The following is an 18,929-nucleotide window of genomic DNA, read 5'->3' as shown; positions in this document are numbered from 1 at the left end:
TCCGGGTTCGCGGCGTATAAGGCCCGCCTCGCAGCAGAATCCCCTCAGGAAGCCACGATGGACATCCACGAGAACATCCTTTCCGCAATTGGTCACACGCCGCTGGTCAAGCTCAACAAGCTCGTCGGGCCCAACGACGCAACGGTGCTCGTCAAGTGTGAGTTCATGAATCCCGGCGCGTCCATCAAGGACCGGATGGCGCTCTACATCCTCGAGAAGGCCGAGCGGGAGGGGAAGCTCAAGCCCGGCGGCACCATTGTGGAGAACACCTCAGGCAACACGGGCATGGGCGTGGCCCTGGCCGCGGCGGTGAAGGGCTACAAGTGCATCTTCACCATGCCGGACAAGATGTCCCTGGAGAAGATCAACCGCTTGAAGGCCCTGGGCGCCCATGTGGTGGTGACGCCGACGAACGTGCCGGCCGAGGATCCGCGCAGCTACTACGAGACGGCCAAGCGCATCCACCGCGAGACGCCCGGCGCGTTCATGCTCAACCAGTACCACAACCCCGACAACATCGAGGCCCACTACAAGATCACCGGCCCGGAGATCTACGAGCAGACCGAGGGGAAGATGGACTACTTCGTCTCGGGCCTGGGCACCGGCGGCACGATGAGCGGGGCGGGCAAGTTCCTGAAGGAGAAGATCCCCGGCCTGAAGAACGTGGGCGTGGACCCGATGGGCTCGGTGTACGAGGGCTACTTCAAGACGGGCAAGCTCACCACGCCCCACGTCTACAAGGTCGAGGGCATCGGCGAGGACATGCTGTGCGGCGCCATGGACTTCAAGGTCGTGGACGACGTGCGGCAGGTGGATGACAAGCAGTGCTTCATCGCGGCGCGGCGGCTGGCGCGCGAGGAGGGCATCTTCGCGGGCGGCTCGGCCGGCGCGGCGGTGCACGTCGCCGTGCAGCTCGCCAAGGAAGTGGGCAAGGGCAAGACCATCGTCGTCGTGCTGCCCGACTCCGGCATGGTCTACATCAGCAAGTTCCACTCGGACGAGTGGATGCGCGACAACGGCTTCCTCGAGGAGAAGGGCGCGGGCTCCGTGCGCGACCTGCTCGGGGACAAGCGGCGCGAGGTGCGCACCGCGCGCAAGGGCGACCGGGTGGACCGCATCGTCGAGGAGATGCGCCAGCACGGCATCAGCCAGATGCCCGTGCTGACCGCCGAGGGCCAGGCCGTGGGGATGATCCACGAGTACGACTTGCTCAACGCGCTGGTGGCGAACAAGACGCGGTTTGGCGACAGCATCGACGCCATCGTGACGCCGCTGCAGGGCGTGGTCTCTCCGGACACGAGCCTCAACCGGCTGCGCGAAATCTTCGCGCAGGACAACGTGGCGGTGGTGAAGGAGGGCGAGAAGATCGTCGGCATCCTCACGAAGATCGATCTCATCGACTACCTGCACCGCAGCGCGGCCTGACGCTCCGATGAGAGGCCCGGACCGCGCGCAGAACCCCACGACCGAGGAGGAGCTGCGCGCGGCGACCCTCGGTGGGCCCACCGAGCTCAACGGTCCCATCCTCCTCTCCCCTTCCGATCCGGCCTGGCCGGTCCAGTTCGCGCGCGAGGAAGCGAAGATTCGCGCCGCGCTGGGAGGCCGGGCGCTCGCGGTCGAGCACGTGGGCTCCACCTCGGTGCCGGGCCTGGCGGCCAAGCCCATCCTCGACCTCGTCCTCGCCGTGGCGGACTCCGCCGATGAAGCGGCCTACGTCCCTGCGCTGGAGGCGGCGGGCTACCGGCTGCTCATTCGCGAGCCCGCCTGGGAAGAGCACCGGCTCCTGACAGGGCGCCAGCCTGACGTGAACCTGCACGTCTTCTCCGCCGGCGCGCGCGAAATCACCCTCATGCTGCGAATGCGGGACTGGCTGCGCGCGAACGCAGCGGACCGCGCGCTGTACGCCACCACCAAGCAGGCGCTGGCCGCGCGCACGTGGAAGTACGTGCAGCACTACGCGGACGCCAAGACAACGGTCATCTCCGAGATCCTGGCCCGCGCCGAGGCTGCGGCTCCTTCGCCCGGCGAGGGGGCAGCGCGAGCCGGGCGATGAGCAGGGCAGCCACCGCGTTGCCCACGTACCAATAGAGCGTGTAGGCCGGAGGAATCAGCGGCACGGAGGGGGCCGCGAGCGCCTTCACCGCGAGGTAGGCGCTGAAGCCCACCCCGAGCCCCGCCGCGAACGGCCGCAGGAACCGCACCGGCGCCGCGAGGAGGGCAAGGACCAGGGGCACCGCCGCGCTCAGCGCCACGGTCTGGGCCACGGGGTATGCGGCGAAGCGGTGCCACTCGGGCATCGGCAGGGCGAGCACGTCGAACGCGCCGCCCGCGTGCCCCGTCCACCGGAACACGAACACGCCCAGGGTCGAGACGAGGAACGGCAGCAGGAAGAGCGGATGGAACAGGACGTTGAACATGCCCGGCCGTGTCTGGGCGCCCATCGTCACCAGCGCGAACACCAGCAGGACCAGCCCGAGCACGGGCGGCTTCCAGTCCAAGCGCACAGGCGCCCCGGCGGTGGCGGCGGCCACCGGTGAGGACACCGCCGGCGGGGGGACGGCGGTAGGCGCTCCCTCCGCGGCCGGTGTCCCTCCCGTGAAGAGCTGGAACCACTTCTGGAGCGGCTCCGGGACCGAGTACTGGGAAAGGTTCGCGGAGGTTTGCTCCGCCAGCGCATGGGGAAAGCGAAGGGTGCCGCGCACCCGGCCCTGCGCATCCGTCTCCAGCGTGGCCGCCTCGAGGGAGGCGCGCAGCGTGCGGCTCTCGGGAGTCGAATCCAGCGCCGCGCCCACGAGCAGCGCCTTGCGCGCCACCTCCAGCGCCGCGCGCAGCAGCTCCGCCTGGATCCGGCCGTTGGTGGTGGCGAAGCCGCGCACCTCGGCGCCTTCCGCGTTCAGGTTGAGCACGCCCAGGAGGGACTGCGCCGGCAGGGCCACGGTCTCCTGGAGGAGCGACAGCAGCGGACCGGACACCATGCCCCCGAGCAGGGCGTGCTCCCAGCCCTGCTCGTCCAGCGCCTTCACCATGGGGCTGCCGTTCCCCAGGCCCTCGCCCCGCCGCTTGCGCGAGAGGGCCAGCTCCAGCTCCCCCTGGGGACCGAGCAGCAGGTAGCGCCCATCGAGCGCCACATCCACCGCCTCGGACTTCACCGCCGCGGGCACACCGCCCAGCTCGGTGAGCGCATACCCCTGGGACTGGAGATGGGCCGAGAGCCGCTCCCAATCGAAGCGTCCCCGCACGGCCACCAGCCCCAGGGACACGGCGAGCGCATCCACGTCCTTGCGCACGTCGATCCCCGTCTTCGCATGGAACTCCTGCAGCTGCTGCGCGAGCTTGGCCTGGGACTCCCCCGAGAACCGGAGGTCCAGCTCGGTCGCCTGCACGAGCAGCCACTCACTGGTGTCCGGCCGGAAGTAGGACAGCAGCGCCGGATCCTTGGGAATGAACCGGGGGCCCTCCAACCAGCGCGCCAGATAGCCGAAGTGATACGCGGCGCCAGCGCCAAGGGCCAGCAGCACGGCGAACACCCACACCTTCTTCATGGTCCTCGGCTCCTCGGGCGGTACCGCCTCGTCCCTCTTCAGAGCGTACGCGAAAAGGCCAGGAAGATTGCATCCTCCCGGAACGGGCCGCGACAGGGCCCGCACCGGCCTGTGCTATCTCCGCTTCCTTGTGACGGTCAGGAACCCAGCGGAGGGCCCGGGCACCCGGGCGCGGCTTCTCGTGGGCGCAGGGCTCGTGGGGCTGTGGGTGGGCCACTTCGTGCTCGCCGTAGTCCTGAGGTGGAACTGGCTGCGCGCGGACCTGGATGCGCTCGTGGCCGGGGTCATCCCCGATGACGCCTTCTACTATTTCCAGATCGCCCGCCGGGTGTGGGCCGGGCAAGGCATCACCTTCGATGGCACGGCTCCCGCCACGGGGCTGCACTACTTGTGGCTCCTGCTGCTGCTTCCGGTGTTCGCCTTCTCGGAGGTGGGAGACCCTCAGGCGGTGACAGGGGCCCTGTGGTTGGGCACGGGCTTCATCGCGCTCGCCTCGGTGTGCGTCACGCTCATCGTGCGTGCCTGGACGCGGAGCTGGCTCCTGGCGCTGGTCCTGGGGGCGTGCCTGGGGGCCAATCCCTGGGTGGTCCGTGAGTCCCTCAATGGACTGGAGACCGCCCTGTCTCTGGCCTGCATGGCCGGGAGCGTTCTGGCGCTGGTGCGCTACCTGGAGGCTCCCTCTTCGCGCCGGGCCTGGGGGCTGACGCTGCTGCTGGGGCTGACCCTGCTGGCGCGCTCGGATGCCCTGGTGGTGCTCGCGCCCGCCTGCGGGGTGCTGCTGCTGCGCCGCGCGACATGGCCGGATGCGGTGCGCGTCGCGGGAGGCACCGCGGCCGGGGTGGTCCTCCTGAGCCTGACCCACTGGCTGCGGACCGGTTCGTTTCTCCAGAGCAGTGCCACCGCCGTGCCCTGGCTGTTCCATGCCAACTGGAAACGCCTCCACCCGGGCGCCAGCGCCGAGCAGCTCCACCAGCACGGCCTCGACGTCTTCACCGAGGCGCTGCGCCTCACCCAGAACCTCCTGGGAAGCTCCCAGTTGGCGCTGCTGTGGCTCTGCGTCCTGGCAGCCCTGGGGGTGTTGCTCGTCCAGGCGTGCCGCCAGCGCCTCGCCGAGCCGCGGGGCGCCTGGGCCACGGCCCTCGTGCTGGGGCTGGCCGTGGGGCTCACCGGGCTCCACTTCATCCACGGCTACGTGCGGTGGCTGCCCCGGCCCTGGTACTTTCCTTCCGTCTCGCTCGTGGCGTGTCTGGCCCCGGCCGCCCTCTTCCGGTTGTGCCTGCCCGCCTCCGCGCCGCGGGGGCTGTCCTTCGGCCTGGTGGCGCTGTTCCTGGCGGCCAGCGGGACCACCCTCTTCCGCGACGTGTCCCAGACCCTCGCCACCCGGAAGGTGCCCGCCTATCCCTGGCAGGCAGAGATGCTGCACGCGGGCCGGAAACTCTCCCAGAGCGTGCCGCCGGGCGCGGTGGTCGGCGCGTTCAACTCCGGCATCATGGGGTACGTGAGCCCCCACACCGTGGTGAACCTCGATGGGGTGGTGAACGAGGACGCCGCGCGGGCCCTGAAGCGGGGCGAGCTGCTCCCGTACATGCAGGAGCGGGGGGTGGGCTACCTGCTGGATTACCCCGCCATGTGGCGGGACAGTCCCTTCATCCACTGCACCTGGCCCTATTGGGGACCCAGCGCGCTGCCGCCCCGGGAACTCCAACCCATGGACCTTCCCGGCATCGGCTGGCCCGGTCCCGGGGACGCCATCGTGCTGGCGGAAGTCCCCGGGGTCCGAAGGCCCTGAGCCCGAAGCGGGCGCTCAGGGAGAGAGCACTTCCCGCTGGAGCGTGAAGCTGTCCATGCCGGCGGCCTGGAAGGTGACGTCGCTGAGCGTGGTCGAGTTGAACTTCACGCCCTCGGGCTGAATGGTGACGAGATCCACGGCCAGCGTGTCCTTGAAGTCCGGGAAGCGGACCGGCTTGGGCCACGGAAAGTCAAAGCCCGGAATGCAGCCGCCAGGGCCCATGATGCCGTGGTTGCTGCTCCAGGGTCCCGGGAAGGAGAGCAGCTGGGCCGCGGTCACGCCCTCACCGATTTCCTCGCGGACGGGCGCCACGCGGGCGCGCTCGAAGACCAGCTTGCCCTGGTTGTAACCCCTCACGGTGTAGGTGGCGGCGCCATGGACCGACGGATCCACGTAGAGGGCGCCCTGGCCGTGCTTCGGAGAGAAGGCCACGGTCATCCGCTCCCGGAGCTCCTGCGAGCCGTCCGCGCGAACGCCCCGGAAGGTCACCTCCATCCGGGTGTGCGGCTGCGGCTCCAGGGGGGTCAGCCAGGCATCCCAGCCGGACGCGCCCGCCGTATCGATGCGCACGCCGGCGCCCTGCCCATCCGTGCTCTTGACGGTCAGCCCCTCGTCCGTGGACTCCAGCACCGAGGCTCCCACCGGGCAGTGATCCATGCCGGAGAAGCGCGTGCAGTCCAGATCCTCGCGGAGGATGTGGAGCCCCTTGAGGTGGGTGCCCGTGAGCTCGGTGGCCTCAAGCTCCGTGGCCCGGACCTCCGCATTCTCCGGGGTGAACATGATCAGGTCGGCCACGCACGACTTCTCGCCCTTCTTGCCCGTCTTGACGGTGGCCTTGCCGTTCCAGCTCACGCCCCCGGACCAGCCCTCCTTCTGGCTGTACTCCACATGGCCATCCGCGTGGTTGAGGATGTAGATGCCCACTGGGATCAGCCAGAGTGGGAGCGTCTTCCCGGGCCGACCGGCCGTGGTCATCGCCGAGAGGCCGTTTTCCTCACAGACCAGTTGTCCTTGCAGGTAACCGCGATAGGAGAATGTCTGGGAACGGCTCGCAGACAGGTCCAGATAGATGATCTTCTCCTCGGGCGAGGCCTCATTGGGGGCCACGGCGACCTCGGCGACCCGCTGCTCGGTGCCGTCGGCCTGGATGCCATAGCCCCTCACGCTCATGGAGGCGCCCTTCTCCAGCGCGATCGGATCAAACTTGGCGCCCCAGGAGCGCAGCCCAGGGGTCGAGATGCGGACGCCGGAGTCCTCACCGTAGGTCTCCACGGCGAGTCCGTTCTTCGTGGGAATCAAGGACGCCTCTCCCACGGCGCAGTGCTGGAGGCCCGCGAACTCCTGGCACTCCGCGGCGGCGCTCGGCGTCGCGGTGAGCAGGAGACCGGCGCCGAGTCCAAGCGCGGTCCAAGCGGGTGAAGGGCTCTTCTTCCATTTCATGGTCATGAGTTGTGCTCCGGGAAGGTCAGCGGGTGATGCGGAGAGGGATTGCATTCCCCATGCCTGTCTTTCCCAGAAGGCTCTCAAGCCGGAGACTTATGGATTTGTAGCTTGATGTGTTGCAAATCCGCGTCCCGCTGTGGCCCCGGGCGCTACATATTTTGATATTGCCGCTCGGTGGCTTGCTCACCAGGCGGGCCAGTTGCACACCGTGAGCCAAGGATGTGATTGAGCCAGCGAATACCCAAGCAAGGGCACGGCGCTCCTGTGACAGTTGCTCCTTGAGCGTTCTACTCAGCGCTTGCGTGCTCTAAGCTGGCCAGAAGGACGCATGGACATGACCCCTCCCCCTGAACACCCCTCCCCTCCCTCACCAGACGGCATGTTCGAGAACCGGCTGCGCAAGAATGCCCGGCACTTCCGCAAGTGGGCGCAGGCCCGGGGCCTCACCTGCTTCCGCGTCTATGACCGCGACATCCCCGAGTACCCCTACGCGGTGGACCTGTACGGAGACCGGATCCACCTCGTGGAGTACCCCCGCCGGCGCGCCCTCAAGACGGGCGCGGTGGCGCAGCAGCGCGAGGAGGTGCTCGCCTCGGTGTCGAGCGTGCTCGAGACGGCGCCGACGAACATCTTCGTCAAGACGCACACGCCCCAGCCCTGGGGCCGCCAGCAGTATGAGCGGATGGGCCAGGGCGGTGAGCGCTTCGTGGTGGAGGAGCAGGGGCTGAAGTTCTGGGTGAACCTCGGCGACTACCTCGACACGGGCCTCTTCATGGACCACCGGCTCACGCGCGCCCGCGTCCGGTCCGAGGCGCGCGGCAAGCGCTTCCTCAACCTCTTCGCGTACACGGGCGCCTTCACCGTCTACGCCGCCGACGGGGGCGCCGCGCGCACCGTCACGGTGGACCTGTCCAACACCTACCTCGACTGGGCGGAGGAGAACCTGGCCCTCAACAGCCTGGCCCACGCGAACCACGCGCTCATCCGGGCCGACGTCCCCGCCTGGCTCGACGCGCAGCGCGACGAGCCGGACCGCTACGAGCTCATCGTCTGCGATCCCCCCTCCTTCTCCACCTCCAAGCGCATGAGCGGCTCGTTCAACGTCCAGCGGGACCAGTCCCGGCTGCTGGAGGCCCTCCAGGCCGTGCTCGCCCCCGGGGGCGTCCTCTACTTCTCCACCAACTTCCTGGGGTTCACGCTCAACGAGGCCGCCGTCCGGAACCTGGAGGTCGAGGAGCTGACCCCCGCCTCCATCCCCGAGGACTTCCAGCGCAAGGAGATCCACCGCTGCTGGCGCATGGTGGCCCCCGGCGTCACCGCCCGGGCTTCTCCTCGGTGAACTCGGCGTCCACCTCCCCAGGAAGCCGGGATGTGGGCGCGGCCTCGCGGGGGCCAGTCCCCCGAAACCCGCCCCAGCCATAGGAGGAGACCCGCACCGAGCCATTGCGCATCCCCCGCTCGAGCGACGCACGGACCCGGGCGGCCACCCGCCGCCGCACCGCGGGAACCAGCAGGACCAGCCCCACCACATCCGTGAGAATGCCAGGCAGGACGAGCAACAGACCGGCGAGCAGCACGAGGGCCCCGCTCAGGATGCCCTCTTCCGGCGGCCGGCCTTGTGCCATGGCCTCCTGCCAGCGCCGGACGACCCGGAGCCCCTCCCGCCGGGCCAGGGACGCCCCGATGAGCCCCATCGCCACGACGAGCGCAAGGGTGGGCAGCAGCCCCAGCTGCCGGCCCATGCCGACGAGGAGGTACAGCTCCAGAAACGGGACGGTCACCAGGGCGAGGAGAAGGTATTTGGCCACCCCCTCACCCTAATGATTCGCCCCTCCATTTTCCGCTCTCCCGGCAGGGCCCCCGGGCGGCCTACCCCCGGAGCTTTTCCAGCAGGAACGAACTCACGAGGTACAGGAAGGCGAAGGCACCCACGAGGGCCAGCAGCACCTTGGTGCCCGCCTGCATCCCCTCGGAAGGCGCCTCGTAGCGGGCCGCCACCGCCTCCGGCAACCCCAGCATCTCCCCCGCGTACCGCGCCGTGCGCAGGAACTGCTCCGCCACCGTCCCGTCGTCCTGAAGGGACACCGGGCGGCCAAGCTGGGGGTCCACCAGCCGGACCTCCGCCAGCGCGGCCAGCATGAGGGCCTCCCCCACGGCCTCGCGGACCAGCTCGGTCTTCTCGGAAAGCGGGACCCGGAGCTCCGTGGCCACGAGCTGGCCGTTCTCCCGCAGCTCGCCGAGCTCCACCTCCCCTGCCTTCAGGGGCCACACCCGGGTTCCGTCCGGCCGCACCCGGACACCCCGCTCCGCCAGCAGCACATCCACCCGGGCCCCGTCGTAGGGGGTGCCAGGGACCATTGTCTGAAGGAGCAACTCGTATCTCACGCGGGTTGGCAGTATACGCCGCGCCACGACCATGCCCATGAAGCCCGGAGACAAGAGGCCCAGGCCCACCCGTCCACATCCCGGCCGGGGGAAACCCCACCGCCCGGAGAAACCCGCCCCGGACCGCGAGGTGCCGGACCGGGGCCCGGAGGGTTTGCCTCAAGTGTCGATCCTGCGCCGCGGTGTCGAGCGCTGGCAGGCGGGCCACCCGTGGATCTACCGCGCGGACCTCAACGGGGCGCCGGGGCTGAACCAGGGCGAGGTGGTGCGCGTCACCGATGGCCGGGGCTGGTTCCTCGGCAAGGCCTTCTACTCGCCCCTCTCGAAGATTGCCCTGCGCTGGCTCTCCTACGAGGACGTCGCGGTGGACGAGGACTTCTTCCGGCAACGGCTGGCCGCCGCAGACGCGCTGCGGCGCCGCGCCCTGCCGGGCGAGAGCACCTACCGGGTGGTCCACGGCGAGGCGGACCAGCTGCCCGGCCTGGTGGTGGACCGGTATGGCGACTACCTGAGCGTGCAGTTCCTCGTGCCCGCCATGGAGGCCCGCAAGGCGCTCATCGCGGACCTGCTCACCGAGCTGTTCAAGCCCCGGGGCATCGTCAACCGCTCGGACGTCGGGGTGCGCAACCTGGAGGGGCTGGTCCCCGAGAAGGGCCTGCTGCGCGGAGAGCTGCCCGGGCCCATCTCCTTCGACGAGGGGCTGGTGCGCATGCGCGCGGACCTGCTGGAGGGCCAGAAGACGGGCGCCTTCCTGGACCAGCGCGAGAACCACGTGCTGGCCGCGCAGTACGCCTCGGGAGAGGCCCTCGACTGCTTCGCCTATGTGGGGGGCTTCGCCCTGCAGCTCGCCACGCGCGCCCAGCACGTCACCGCCGTGGAGATTTCAGAGGCCGCCTCCGCCCAGCTCCGGGACAACGCCGCCGCCAACCGCCTGAGCAACCTGGAGGTCGTCACCGCCAACGCCTTCGACTTCCTGCGTGACTCGGTGGATGAAGGCAAACGTTTCGATACCATCGTCCTGGACCCGCCCTCCTTCGCGAAGAACAAGGACGCGGTGGCCGCCGCGCTGCGCGGGTACAAGGAAATCAACCTGCGCGCCATGCAGCTGCTCCGGCCGGGCGGTTTCCTCATCTCCGCCAGCTGCACCTACCATGTAGACGAGCAGGCTTTCGAAGACATGCTCGCTTCGGCCGCCGCCGACGCCCGACGCCGCGTGCAAATCATTGAGCGGCGGGGTGCGGGCAAGGATCACCCGGTAATCCTGAATTTAAGAGAGACGCGGTATTTGAAATGCTTCGTCCTGCGGGTCTTGTGACACGGTTGGGTTCGACCAAGCCCCCCGGGTTGTGAGAAAAGAAGAAATGGATGTTACCCCGGGACTGGGACGACGAGGACGAGGCCCCGCAGGCCCATGAGGCGCGCCGGGAGGCACGCGCGCTCCAGGAGCTGCGGGTGCTCTACCGCCAGGCGGATGCCGCCTACGCCCCCTTCTCATGCCCGGCCAGCGGGGAGTGCTGCCAGCTGGCCCGGACGCAGCGCCAGCCCTGGCTGTGGTACCCGGAGTGGCGGCTGCTGACGCGCCACCACCCCCTGCCCCCGGCCCGCGCCGATGGGGGCTGCCCCTATCTGGATGCCACCGGGAAGCGGTGCTCCGTCTATGCGGACCGGCCCTTCGGCTGCCGGACGTTCTTCTGCGAGCGCATCCAAGGCCCCGCCCGGCAACCCGCGGAGGCCGTCGACAGGCTCTTGCGCCGGCTGGAGCGCGTCTCCCAGGCCGTGAGGCCCGGCCTGACCGGGCCGCGGCCCCTGATGGAATGGCACGCCACCGCCCTCGTGGCCTCTCAACAGGAGAGTACCGAACCGTGATCCCTCGCTGGCTGGTCGCCCCCCAGGAGTTCAAAGGTACCCTCACCGCCGCCGAGGCCGCCCAAGCCATGAAGGCGGGTCTTCGAGAGGCGGCCCCCGAGGTGCTGCTGGATCTCGCCCCCCTGGCGGATGGGGGGCCCGGAACGGTGGATGCGCTGCTGACGGGAACCCCGGGCGAACGGCGGGTGATGACGGTGCAAGGCCCCCTGGGCACCCCCGTGGAGGCCGCCTACGCCGTGCTGGAGTCCGGCCAGACGGCGGTCATCGAGATGGCCACGGCCTCGGGGCTGTCGCTGCTGGACGCGGAGCAACTGAACATCCGGCAGGCCTCCACCTATGGCACGGGGGAGCTGATGCGCGCCGCGCTGGACGCGGGCTGCACGCGCATCATCGTGGGGTTGGGAGGCAGCGCCACGAACGACGCGGGCACGGGGGCGCTCACCGCCCTGGGCTACCGCTTCCTGGACGCCAAGGGCCGCGTGCTGCCCCCGGGAGGGGCCGCGCTGCGGCACCTGGCCCGCGTGGAGACCGACGCACAACACCCCCGGCTCGCCGAGGTGGAGCTCTTGGCCGCCACGGATGTCACCGCCCCCCTGCTGGGCCCCAACGGCGCCTCGCGGCTGTTCGGCCCCCAGAAGGGCGCGGACCCGGACACCGTGGAGGAGCTGGAAGAGGCGCTCATGCACTTCGCGCGGACCGTCGGCCAGGAGTTCGTCCGGATGCCCGGCATGGGCGCCGCGGGAGGGCTGGGGTACGGGCTCGCGGTGCTCGCCAGCGCCAACATCGTCTCGGGGTACGAGCTGGTGGCCCAGGCGCTCCACCTGGAGCGGCGCATGGCGGTGGCGGACATGGTGCTCACCGGCGAGGGCCGCTATGACCGGCAGACGGCGCTGGGCAAGGGGCCCGCGGCCCTGGCCTACTCGGGCCGCGCGCTGGGCCGGCCCGTGGTGATGTTCGCAGGCTCGGTGCTGCGGGAGAAGGGGCTGGACCTGTCCCTGTTCAGCACCATCGTCGAGGCGGGCAGCCGCCCCCTGACCAAGGCCGCCGCCGCCCAGGCGCTCCAAGCGGCCACGGCCCGGTGGGCCGCCACCGCCCGGCACATCAAGCCCTACGACGCGCGTGAGACGGTGCACGCCGAGGAGGACGCGGCCAGCACCTGGACGTCCTGAGCCCGGCGCAGGGCTCACCTCAGGGTTCGATGACGTCCTGCGTGCGCACCACCCGCATGCCCGCCTCGCGCAGGGTGCGCAGGGCCGCGTCCGCCACGCGCGGGAAGTCGAGCGTGGGGGGCAGTGGGTTCAAGGGGGGCGCGGGCACGGGGCTCATCGCGTCCTCCAGGATGAAGATGCGCCCCATCTTCGTGCGGTCCGTGCGCTCGATGTGCTGGCGCAGGTCCATCAGCGTGGACAGCACGCAGTGGGACTTGGCCTGCCCGAACACGTACACCCGGTCGAAGGACATGAGGTGCTCGAACAGGCGCGTGTTGAACTCGCCCACCTTCTGGCCCCGCACCTCCATCACCTCGGGCGCCATGACGGAGTAGTTCTCCGTGAGGGGGTGCTCGCCCTTGAGCTCGAACCACGTGGGCGTATCCCGCACGAGCGCGTGGAAGAGGCTCGCCTCGTACATGGCGGGGATGAGCGCATGGCTCAGCCCGCCCAGCAGCGCGTGGTACGGCCAGATGGTGAGCACGTACCGGCCGCTCGACTCCAGGCGCTCGCAGTAGGCCAGGCTCTCCTCGGGGGAGCGCGTGGGGCGCCAGCGCCCCGAGCGCACGTCCGCGGGGGAGATGACCGTCAGGGGCGGCGGCGGTCGGCCCTCGGCATCCTGCCACCAGGCGGGGTGGAAGATCTGAAAGGCGCGGTGGGTGTCGAGCGAGAAGACGAGCTCCGTCACCCGGTCCAGCGCGCCATAGAGCCAGCGCAGCGTGCGCTGGGTGTCCTCCACCGCGCCCGGGACGAAGAGGCTCGCCCCGGGGCTGCAGAAGGCCACCTGCACGTCGATGCCGAAGGCGGCGATGCGCACCCGGTCCTCGCGCGCGGGACGGATGCGGTGCTCGGCGGCATAGCGCCGGGCCTCCTCGGCGACCAGGGCCCCGCGCTCCAGGTAGAGCTGGCCCGCGAGGGCGTCCTCATGAAAGCGCGGCAGGGGCAAGGGCATGGCGGACTCCGGCGGAAAGCTCAGGCGGCCGTGTCAACCGGCCTGGGGAAAGTGACGGCGGCGCAGCGCATCGACGAGCGCCTGCGTGGCGGGCGTGACGCCCACCCGGGCGTCCTGGGCCGCGGCGTCCGCGGCCACGAACGACGGGGCCTCGGGCGCGCTGCCGGTGAGCGGGAAGTAGCCCTCGGGCACCGGCTCCCCCTCCTGGCCGATGAGCCCAATGGGGCCCGAGCCGTGCCGGCGCCGGAAGAGGATGGGCCTGCCGGGGATGCTCTGCTTGCCCTCGGCCAGCTCGTTGCCGAACTTCATCGTCGGCTGGGGGCCCGTCTGCGACAGCTTGAAGATGGCCGCCACCCGGTCGCGCGTGAAGGCGCACGCCATGGTGCGCGAGACGATGTGCCCGCCGTAGCCGTAGAACTGCTCCGAGGGCTCCCAGCCCACCTGGCGCCGCAGCTCCTCGAACTCGCGCGTCGCCGCCGCATCCAGGCCGTCCTCGATGATGAGCACCGGGTGAATCCCCAAGTCTCTCGCCTGCGTCACCGCGTAGAGGTACTGGAGCTTCTTGTTGCCCGAGTCGAAGCGGATGGAGTCCTTGGCGCCCGGATCCTCGCGGATGAGGCGGAAGGCGGCGGGCAGCCCCGAGTTCAGCGTGTCATAGGTGTCCAGCAGGTAGCTGGAGCGCTGGGGCCTGCGCTCGCGGATGGCCCGGAAGGCCGCGTCGTCCGAGCCGTAGCGCTGGACGTGCTCATGCCCCATGGTGCCCACCGGAATCATCCCCAGCCTCCGGGCTCCCTCCACGTTGCTGGTGCGCAGCACGCCCGCTTCCTTGCAGGCGCGCAGGGCCAGCTCGTGCTGCTCCAGGCAGGTGGCGGCGCGCAGCCCCACCTCGAAGATGCGGCTCGGATCCTCGACGATGTCCACCAGCTCGCGCACCTGGGTGAGCACGCGCTGGTAGTACCGCTCGGAATCCACGCGGATGGGCACGCCCTTGACGCCCACCGCGTCCAGCGTCTCCAGGGCGATGCGCTTCTGCTCCTCGCAGGTGACGGACGCCAGCTCCCTTGCCAGCCCCTCCCGGTCCATGAGGGCCTGCGTGGCCACCTGGATGCGGAAGTTGAGCTGGATGAGCAGCGGCTCCAGCCAGGAGATCAACGCCGAGCAGCCCGTGAGCGAGAGCACCGGCTCCTTCGGGTAGAAGAGCGCCCCGCGCGGGATGGCCTTGACGGCGAGCCGCTCCTTGCGCTGGATGGCCGCCTTGAAGCCCACCCCCATCTCGTAGTCATTGCGCGAGAGGAAGTCGTAGTCCTCGGGCTTCGGATCGGGCAGCAGGCTCTGCACGAAGGACGCCACGTCCAGGGGCATGACCTGGATCCCGCCCTTGCGGTGCGTGTAGTAAAACGTCTCCTGGCGCAGGGGCCACCCCGCCTCCGCCATGCTGAACTTGTAGCCGTCCGTCGCGAGCAGCGAGGTCCCCATCGATGTATCTGCCTCCTGACACCGCAGCGTATCAGGGGGCAGCCCACTGAATAGGGAAGGCCGCCCAGATTTCTTCGAAGCAGCCGAGGGCCTCTCTCCCCGGCTGGCAGGAGCCGTTCCCCGCCTTACGGGGCGAGCGCCGCCTTCATCGCGGCGACCAGCGAGCCCTGGGCATCGTCACTGCTCAAGTCCCAGAACATGGCGCCGCCGAGCTGGCGGCTGTTGATGTACTGCCCCTTCACGCCGATGGAGACCGGATCGTCGTAGCTCACCCACAGCCCGGAGGCGGGGTTGTAGACGTAGGGCACCTGCGCCTCCGGATGGCGGCGCTTCACGCCGGCGGGCTCCAGCACGTTCTTGATGTAGTAATAGTCGAACATCCCGGAGCTGCTGTGGACGTCCCAGTTGCCCCAGGCCGCGCCCGAGGTGTTCTGGTAGAGCCCATCCCCGTTGGGCCCCGCCTGGGTGCCCTGCCAGCCGCGCCCGTAGAGCGGAACGCCCAGCACGAGCTTCGCCGGGGGCACGCCCGCGTCCAGGTGGCCCTGAATCGCCTCGTGCGTGCTGTCACGCCGCGCCTTGGCGGGGTTGGCGGCCTGGTTGTAGAGCGCCGCGTGGAAGTTCGCCGTGGGGTCCCACCCACCGTGCATGTCGTAGGTCATCACCGTGATGAAATCGAGGTACGTGGGCAGCACGTTGAGCTGGATCTTCGAGAACACATCCGAGGACGAGCCCGAGGCCATGGTCAGCAGCAGGCCGGGACGGACCGCGTCGAGCTGGCGGCGGAACTCGGCAATCATCTCCGTGAAGTTCGCCGTGTCCTCGGGCTTGCCCGGCTGGCCACCCCAGTTCACCGCGGGGAACTCCCAGTCCACGTCGATGCCATCGAAGATGCCCGCGGCCACCCCGGCCCCCACCGGCAGGTTGCCCCGGATGTAGGCATCGATGCAGGACTGCACGAAGACGCGCCGCTTCTCGGCGGTGCTCACCGCGTCGGAGAAGCCCGTGGACCACTCCGCGCCCCCCAGGGAGATGAGCACCTTCAGGTGGGGATACTTCGCCTTGAGCTTCTTGAGCTGGTTGAAGTTGCCCTGGAGCGCCTGGCCATTGTCCGCCACGCCATCCACGCTCATCGCCGCGGTGTGGTGCCAGGTGTAGTCCGCCTCGGGATTGCCCGCGGCCACGTCACACCGGCCATTCACCACCCGGCCAAAGGCATAATTCACGTGGGTGAGCTTCGCCGCCGAGCCCGTCGTGTCCAGGTTCTTGGCATAGAACTGCCTTTGATAGATGCCCCAGCTGACGAAATAGCCCACCATGCGCTTGGGGGCCGCCGGGGCCTCCGTGCTCACGGTGAGCGGGGCGCTGGCCGCGGAGCGGTTTCCCGCCGCATCCCGCGCCTTCACGGTAAAGACATAGGAGGTGCCCGGCTGGAGCCCGCCCACGCTCACGCTGGTCCCCGAGGGGGTGGCCACGGCCGTACTGGCGTTGTTCTGGAAGACCTCATAGCCGGTGACGCCGACATTGTCGGTGGCGGCCTGCCAGGACAACTCGACGCTCTGCGCTGTCTTGCTCACCACGCTCAAGCCCTGCACCACCGAGGGCGCCTGGATGTCCGAGGGCGGCGGGGGCGGCGGGGGGGTGGGCCCCACCGGCACGGAGTTGAGCGTGTAATTGAACGGCGGGCTCACCGTGCCCGTGTGATGCCCACAGAAGGAGAAGGACGCCGTCCCGCCCACCGGCACGGAGCCATTCCAGCCTTGATCCGTGACGCGCTGAACCTGCCCCTGGGCGGACCACTGGCCATTGGACAGGGACGTGATGCGCATGCCGGGCGCCAGCTCGAACGTCACCGTCCACCGGGACAAGGCAGCCCCGGAGGTGTTGGTGAAGCGCAGCTGCGCGCAGTAGCCCGTGGACCAGGTGGTGGTCGTCTGGAAGGTGAAAACGCCCGCGGATAATTCCTGCGAATGCATCGAAAAAGCCGCCGGGGTCTCCTCTTCAGGAGAGACATCCCCCGTGCACGCAGGTCCTGAACCGAACCCCAACACCAATAGAAGCAACGGGAGAAAAGCAGTTCGACAGAACTGCCGTTCCGGCCAAGACAGGACCATGGTGGCCATCCTTGAAAGGCTCCAGCCGCAAGGGCGGAGCGCATCCTCAAGGATGACCCAGAAGACAAATTCCTGTCACTGAGATTCGCTCAGAAAGCGACAATTCCGGGTTTCCCTCTCGTTTGATGTCCAGGATGTTTCACTCCGAGCAAAGCTCAATAGAGGGAATGATCCCACCCAAGACGACACGTCAGACTTGACGTGCCGCGCCCTCAGACGCTAGGCGATGATGGCGGGCTTGCTTCGTGCCAGGTCCTCGCGCAACGCCAGCCAGGCCTGGTACAGCGGTGCAAAACCAAACACCGTGAAGGTCAGCACCGCCATGATGCCGCTGAAGAGCCACAGCCCCATGAACAGGCCGATGCCCAGGTGCAGCCCCAGGGTGAGCGCCACCCAGAGCAGGCACGTCTGCCGCGGCCAGACAAATAGCGGGTAGCCAATCTCAATCACCAGCGTGCTCCAGGTGACGAGTTTGGTGAGCAGGGGCACCGAGGCCATCCAGGCGAAGTCGAACTGCCCATACAGCGGCTGCATCAGGGCCTTCCACAGCGCCTCCCCGTCCTGCCATTGCTGGCCCAGCGCCTTCTCGACGCCCGTCGACAGGTACACGAGGCACAGGTGGATCTGGAGCACGCGCAGCGCCAGCGTCGCCAGGGGCGAGGGCGCATCGGACTCGCGCCCCGCCTTCACGTCCAGTGAGAAGGCGCTGCCCACGGGCATGAGGACGCAGTAGGCGAGGCTGATGTGCGCGAAGATCTCCACCCCATAGGCGAACATGCCCCCGCTGTTGATGAGCGTGGTGTGGGTCAGCCAGGCCACGAACGCGGACAGCCGCGTCCGCCATCCGAGCAGCAGCCCCACGAGGCTCAGCACATACAGGACGCCCACCCCATAGACGCACTCATCCGGGGAGAGGCCCAAGCGTTGCGCCACGGGCGCCAGCGTGCCGATCCGGGGCAGCCACGGGGCCGACATCGGCTCGGAGATGGCCCACTGGATGAGCCCCTTGCTGCCGAAAAGGGCCAGCACGCCATCCGAGAGCATCCACGTCTGGGCCAGCAGGATCAGCGCCACGCCCATCCGGAAGGCGCCCAGCGGATGGGGCGACGAGGGGGCCAGCGCGAACGAGGCGAGCCGCTGCCCCAGCACCTGGGAGAACGTGTGTCGAAGGGTCATGGGGCCACCGGGGAAAGGGACGCACTGCGGGACGAGGGACGGCGCTCGAGCACGGCCCGGTACTGCTCCTTCCACTCGGGGCGCTCACCGGCGCGGTAGCCCTCCATCGACGGCAGGGCAAACGCATAGACGATGACGGTGACCGAGCGGGCATCCGGGTGGCGCCCGAACATCGCCGCGCCCCAGGACCGGGCCAGCGAGTCCTGGATGTCCTTCAGGGCAAAGCGGATCAGCATGGAGTGAACCCGCAGGTTCATCTCCTCGTTCTCGGAGGTGAAGTCATCGTGAATGACTTCACCGGAGGCCTTGCGGACCTCGAAGGTGACTTTCGTCTCCGGGGCCACCCCGGGGGCGAAGAAGCTGAAGCGGCTGCTGGCTCCAGTGAGCTGGGCGTACGCCTGGACGAACCGTCCGGGAGTGCCCCAGTCCTTGAAAGGTTTCAGGTTGGCGGCGCTACACGCCGCCAGGGCCAGATGAACCCCGGCGAGGAGCACCGCGACTTGATACTTGAGGGGTACCGGGCTGCGGGGGGAGCTCATGGCTGCTCCAAGTTCCGTACGCCGGCGGGTGGAGGTCTCACCCGCCGGCGCACAGGAAATCAGTTCATTTCAAAGCGGAGGGACTGCCAGCGTGCAGCGATTGTCTTCCTGCGGCGCGCCTTACAGGGCGCCGAGGAAGTTGCCGATCAGCGTGCCGAGGAAGTTGCCGATCAGGTTGCAGCCCACCACGTTGCACTCGGGGAAGTCGTCGCCCGTGGAGACGGGCTCGGTGCCCTCGGCGGTCTTCGAGACGAGGACCACCTCCTCCACCGGAACGGCCTCACTGGACACCGGCGGCTGGGCCATCACCGTCGTCGCACCGAACACCGCGCAGGCCACCGCCATCGACTTCCAGCTCTTCTTCATGTTCGCGTTCATTGCCTATCCTCCCTGTGGATAAAGGCAAAGCAATGATGGTAATCGTGGGAATGCGCGACAATCG

Annotated in this window: 17 protein-coding genes; 7 read left to right on the top strand and 10 right to left on the bottom strand. The window is 69.1% G+C overall.

Going from position 1 to position 18,929, the window contains the following annotated elements:
- Window positions 1–57 precede the first annotated feature (57 nt).
- Window positions 58–1,425, top strand: a complete 1,368-nt coding sequence (locus KY661_RS15440; protein ID WP_225410920.1) for a pyridoxal-phosphate dependent enzyme — start codon at window positions 58–60, stop codon at window positions 1,423–1,425.
- Window positions 1,426–1,432: 7 nt separating this feature from the next.
- On the top strand, window positions 1,433–2,053 hold the full coding sequence (locus KY661_RS15435) for a GrpB family protein (RefSeq protein ID WP_225410919.1): 621 nt from the start codon (window positions 1,433–1,435) through the stop codon (window positions 2,051–2,053).
- On the opposite strand, the gene KY661_RS15430 is transcribed toward KY661_RS15435, so the two are convergent.
- A complete protein-coding gene (locus KY661_RS15430; RefSeq protein ID WP_225410918.1) occupies window positions 1,977–3,542 on the bottom strand; it encodes a hypothetical protein in 1,566 nt (521 codons plus the stop codon). The genes KY661_RS15435 and KY661_RS15430 overlap by 77 nt on opposite strands.
- A 181-nt stretch (window positions 3,543–3,723) precedes the next feature.
- Here KY661_RS15430 and KY661_RS15425 point away from each other — a divergent pair, with 181 nt between their 5' ends.
- Window positions 3,724–5,331 carry a hypothetical protein gene (locus KY661_RS15425; protein ID WP_225410917.1) on the top strand — a complete coding sequence of 536 codons (1,608 nt, stop codon included), beginning with the start codon at window positions 3,724–3,726 and terminating at the stop codon, window positions 5,329–5,331.
- Window positions 5,332–5,346: 15 nt separating this feature from the next.
- Here KY661_RS15425 and KY661_RS15420 read toward each other — a convergent pair whose 3' ends face one another.
- A complete protein-coding gene (locus KY661_RS15420; protein ID WP_225410916.1) occupies window positions 5,347–6,777 on the bottom strand; it encodes a hypothetical protein in 1,431 nt (476 codons plus the stop codon).
- Window positions 6,778–7,108: 331 nt separating this feature from the next.
- On the opposite strand from KY661_RS15420, the gene KY661_RS15415 reads away from it, so the two are divergent.
- Window positions 7,109–8,113, top strand: a complete 1,005-nt coding sequence (locus KY661_RS15415; RefSeq protein WP_225410915.1) for a class I SAM-dependent methyltransferase — start codon at window positions 7,109–7,111, stop codon at window positions 8,111–8,113.
- Here the strand turns inward: KY661_RS15415 and KY661_RS15410 are convergent.
- Both KY661_RS15410 and KY661_RS15405 read right to left on the bottom strand, forming a co-directional pair.
- Window positions 8,088–8,582, bottom strand: coding sequence for an FxsA family protein (locus tag KY661_RS15410; protein ID WP_225410914.1), 495 nt, complete (start codon window positions 8,580–8,582; stop codon window positions 8,088–8,090). The two genes, KY661_RS15415 and KY661_RS15410, sit on opposite strands and share 26 nt — an antisense overlap.
- A gap of 61 nt (window positions 8,583–8,643) precedes the next feature.
- A complete protein-coding gene (locus tag KY661_RS15405) occupies window positions 8,644–9,132 on the bottom strand; it encodes a hypothetical protein (RefSeq protein WP_225410913.1) in 489 nt (162 codons plus the stop codon).
- 157 nt (window positions 9,133–9,289) lie between these two features.
- On the opposite strand from KY661_RS15405, the gene KY661_RS15400 reads away from it, so the two are divergent.
- From KY661_RS15400 to KY661_RS15390, 3 genes are read left to right on the top strand one after another with little or no spacing between them, the layout of a single operon-like run.
- Window positions 9,290–10,474: a class I SAM-dependent rRNA methyltransferase gene (locus tag KY661_RS15400; protein ID WP_398577194.1), complete on the top strand. Its 1,185-nt coding sequence runs from the start codon at window positions 9,290–9,292 to the stop codon at window positions 10,472–10,474.
- 50 nt (window positions 10,475–10,524) lie between these two features.
- Window positions 10,525–11,025, top strand: coding sequence for a YkgJ family cysteine cluster protein (locus KY661_RS15395; protein WP_225410911.1), 501 nt, complete (start codon window positions 10,525–10,527; stop codon window positions 11,023–11,025).
- Complete coding sequence (locus KY661_RS15390) at window positions 11,022–12,194, top strand: glycerate kinase (protein ID WP_225410910.1); 1,173 nt, start codon at window positions 11,022–11,024, stop codon at window positions 12,192–12,194. The genes KY661_RS15395 and KY661_RS15390 overlap by 4 nt, the downstream gene beginning before the upstream one ends.
- A gap of 19 nt (window positions 12,195–12,213) precedes the next feature.
- Here KY661_RS15390 and KY661_RS15385 read toward each other — a convergent pair whose 3' ends face one another.
- The 6 genes from KY661_RS15385 to KY661_RS15360 form a co-directional block, all read right to left on the bottom strand.
- A complete protein-coding gene (locus tag KY661_RS15385; RefSeq protein ID WP_225410909.1) occupies window positions 12,214–13,185 on the bottom strand; it encodes a nicotinamidase in 972 nt (323 codons plus the stop codon).
- A 33-nt stretch (window positions 13,186–13,218) separates the two neighbouring features.
- Window positions 13,219–14,661 (bottom strand): nicotinate phosphoribosyltransferase, encoded by a 1,443-nt coding sequence (locus KY661_RS15380; RefSeq protein ID WP_225410908.1) that lies wholly within the window; start codon window positions 14,659–14,661, stop codon window positions 13,219–13,221.
- A 125-nt stretch (window positions 14,662–14,786) separates the two neighbouring features.
- Entirely contained in the window at window positions 14,787–16,634 is a 1,848-nt protein-coding gene (locus KY661_RS15375) for a glycosyl hydrolase family 18 protein (RefSeq protein WP_225410907.1), read from the bottom strand.
- A gap of 357 nt (window positions 16,635–16,991) precedes the next feature.
- Entirely contained in the window at window positions 16,992–17,948 is a 957-nt protein-coding gene (locus KY661_RS15370) for a hypothetical protein (protein ID WP_225410906.1), read from the bottom strand.
- A complete protein-coding gene (locus KY661_RS15365) occupies window positions 17,945–18,487 on the bottom strand; it encodes a hypothetical protein (protein WP_225410905.1) in 543 nt (180 codons plus the stop codon). Before KY661_RS15365 ends, KY661_RS15370 begins: the two co-directional genes overlap by 4 nt.
- A 120-nt stretch (window positions 18,488–18,607) precedes the next feature.
- The gene (locus tag KY661_RS15360) at window positions 18,608–18,865 is read right to left on the bottom strand and encodes a hypothetical protein (protein ID WP_225410904.1); all 258 of its coding nucleotides are present in this window, start codon (window positions 18,863–18,865) and stop codon (window positions 18,608–18,610) included.
- Window positions 18,866–18,929 lie beyond the last annotated feature (64 nt).

The sequence above is a fragment of the Allostigmatella hybrida genome, from assembly GCF_020103775.1.
Lineage (GTDB): Bacteria > Myxococcota > Myxococcia > Myxococcales > Myxococcaceae > Hyalangium > Hyalangium aurantiaca.
Note: the sequence above shows the minus strand (reverse complement) of the source record. Positions and strands in the feature narration are given on the sequence as shown.

What these genes read in the sequence shown, in the direction of transcription:
- KY661_RS15440 (WP_225410920.1), top strand. Translation starts at nt 58, where the DNA reads ATGGACATCCACGAGAACATCCTTTCCGCAATTGGTCACACGCCGCTG.
- KY661_RS15435 (WP_225410919.1), top strand. Translation starts at nt 1,433, where the DNA reads ATGAGAGGCCCGGACCGCGCGCAGAACCCCACGACCGAGGAGGAGCTG.
- KY661_RS15430 (WP_225410918.1), bottom strand. Translation starts at nt 3,542, where the DNA reads ATGAAGAAGGTGTGGGTGTTCGCCGTGCTGCTGGCCCTTGGCGCTGGC.
- KY661_RS15420 (WP_225410916.1), bottom strand. Translation starts at nt 6,777, where the DNA reads ATGACCATGAAATGGAAGAAGAGCCCTTCACCCGCTTGGACCGCGCTT.
- KY661_RS15415 (WP_225410915.1), top strand. Translation starts at nt 7,109, where the DNA reads ATGACCCCTCCCCCTGAACACCCCTCCCCTCCCTCACCAGACGGCATG.
- KY661_RS15405 (WP_225410913.1), bottom strand. Translation starts at nt 9,132, where the DNA reads ATGGTCCCTGGCACCCCCTACGACGGGGCCCGGGTGGATGTGCTGCTG.
- KY661_RS15395 (WP_225410911.1), top strand. Translation starts at nt 10,525, where the DNA reads ATGTTACCCCGGGACTGGGACGACGAGGACGAGGCCCCGCAGGCCCAT.
- KY661_RS15385 (WP_225410909.1), bottom strand. Translation starts at nt 13,185, where the DNA reads ATGCCCTTGCCCCTGCCGCGCTTTCATGAGGACGCCCTCGCGGGCCAG.
- KY661_RS15380 (WP_225410908.1), bottom strand. Translation starts at nt 14,661, where the DNA reads ATGGGGACCTCGCTGCTCGCGACGGACGGCTACAAGTTCAGCATGGCG.
- KY661_RS15375 (WP_225410907.1), bottom strand. Translation starts at nt 16,634, where the DNA reads ATGCATTCGCAGGAATTATCCGCGGGCGTTTTCACCTTCCAGACGACC.
- KY661_RS15370 (WP_225410906.1), bottom strand. Translation starts at nt 17,948, where the DNA reads ATGACCCTTCGACACACGTTCTCCCAGGTGCTGGGGCAGCGGCTCGCC.
- KY661_RS15365 (WP_225410905.1), bottom strand. Translation starts at nt 18,487, where the DNA reads ATGAGCTCCCCCCGCAGCCCGGTACCCCTCAAGTATCAAGTCGCGGTG.
- KY661_RS15360 (WP_225410904.1), bottom strand. Translation starts at nt 18,865, where the DNA reads ATGAACGCGAACATGAAGAAGAGCTGGAAGTCGATGGCGGTGGCCTGC.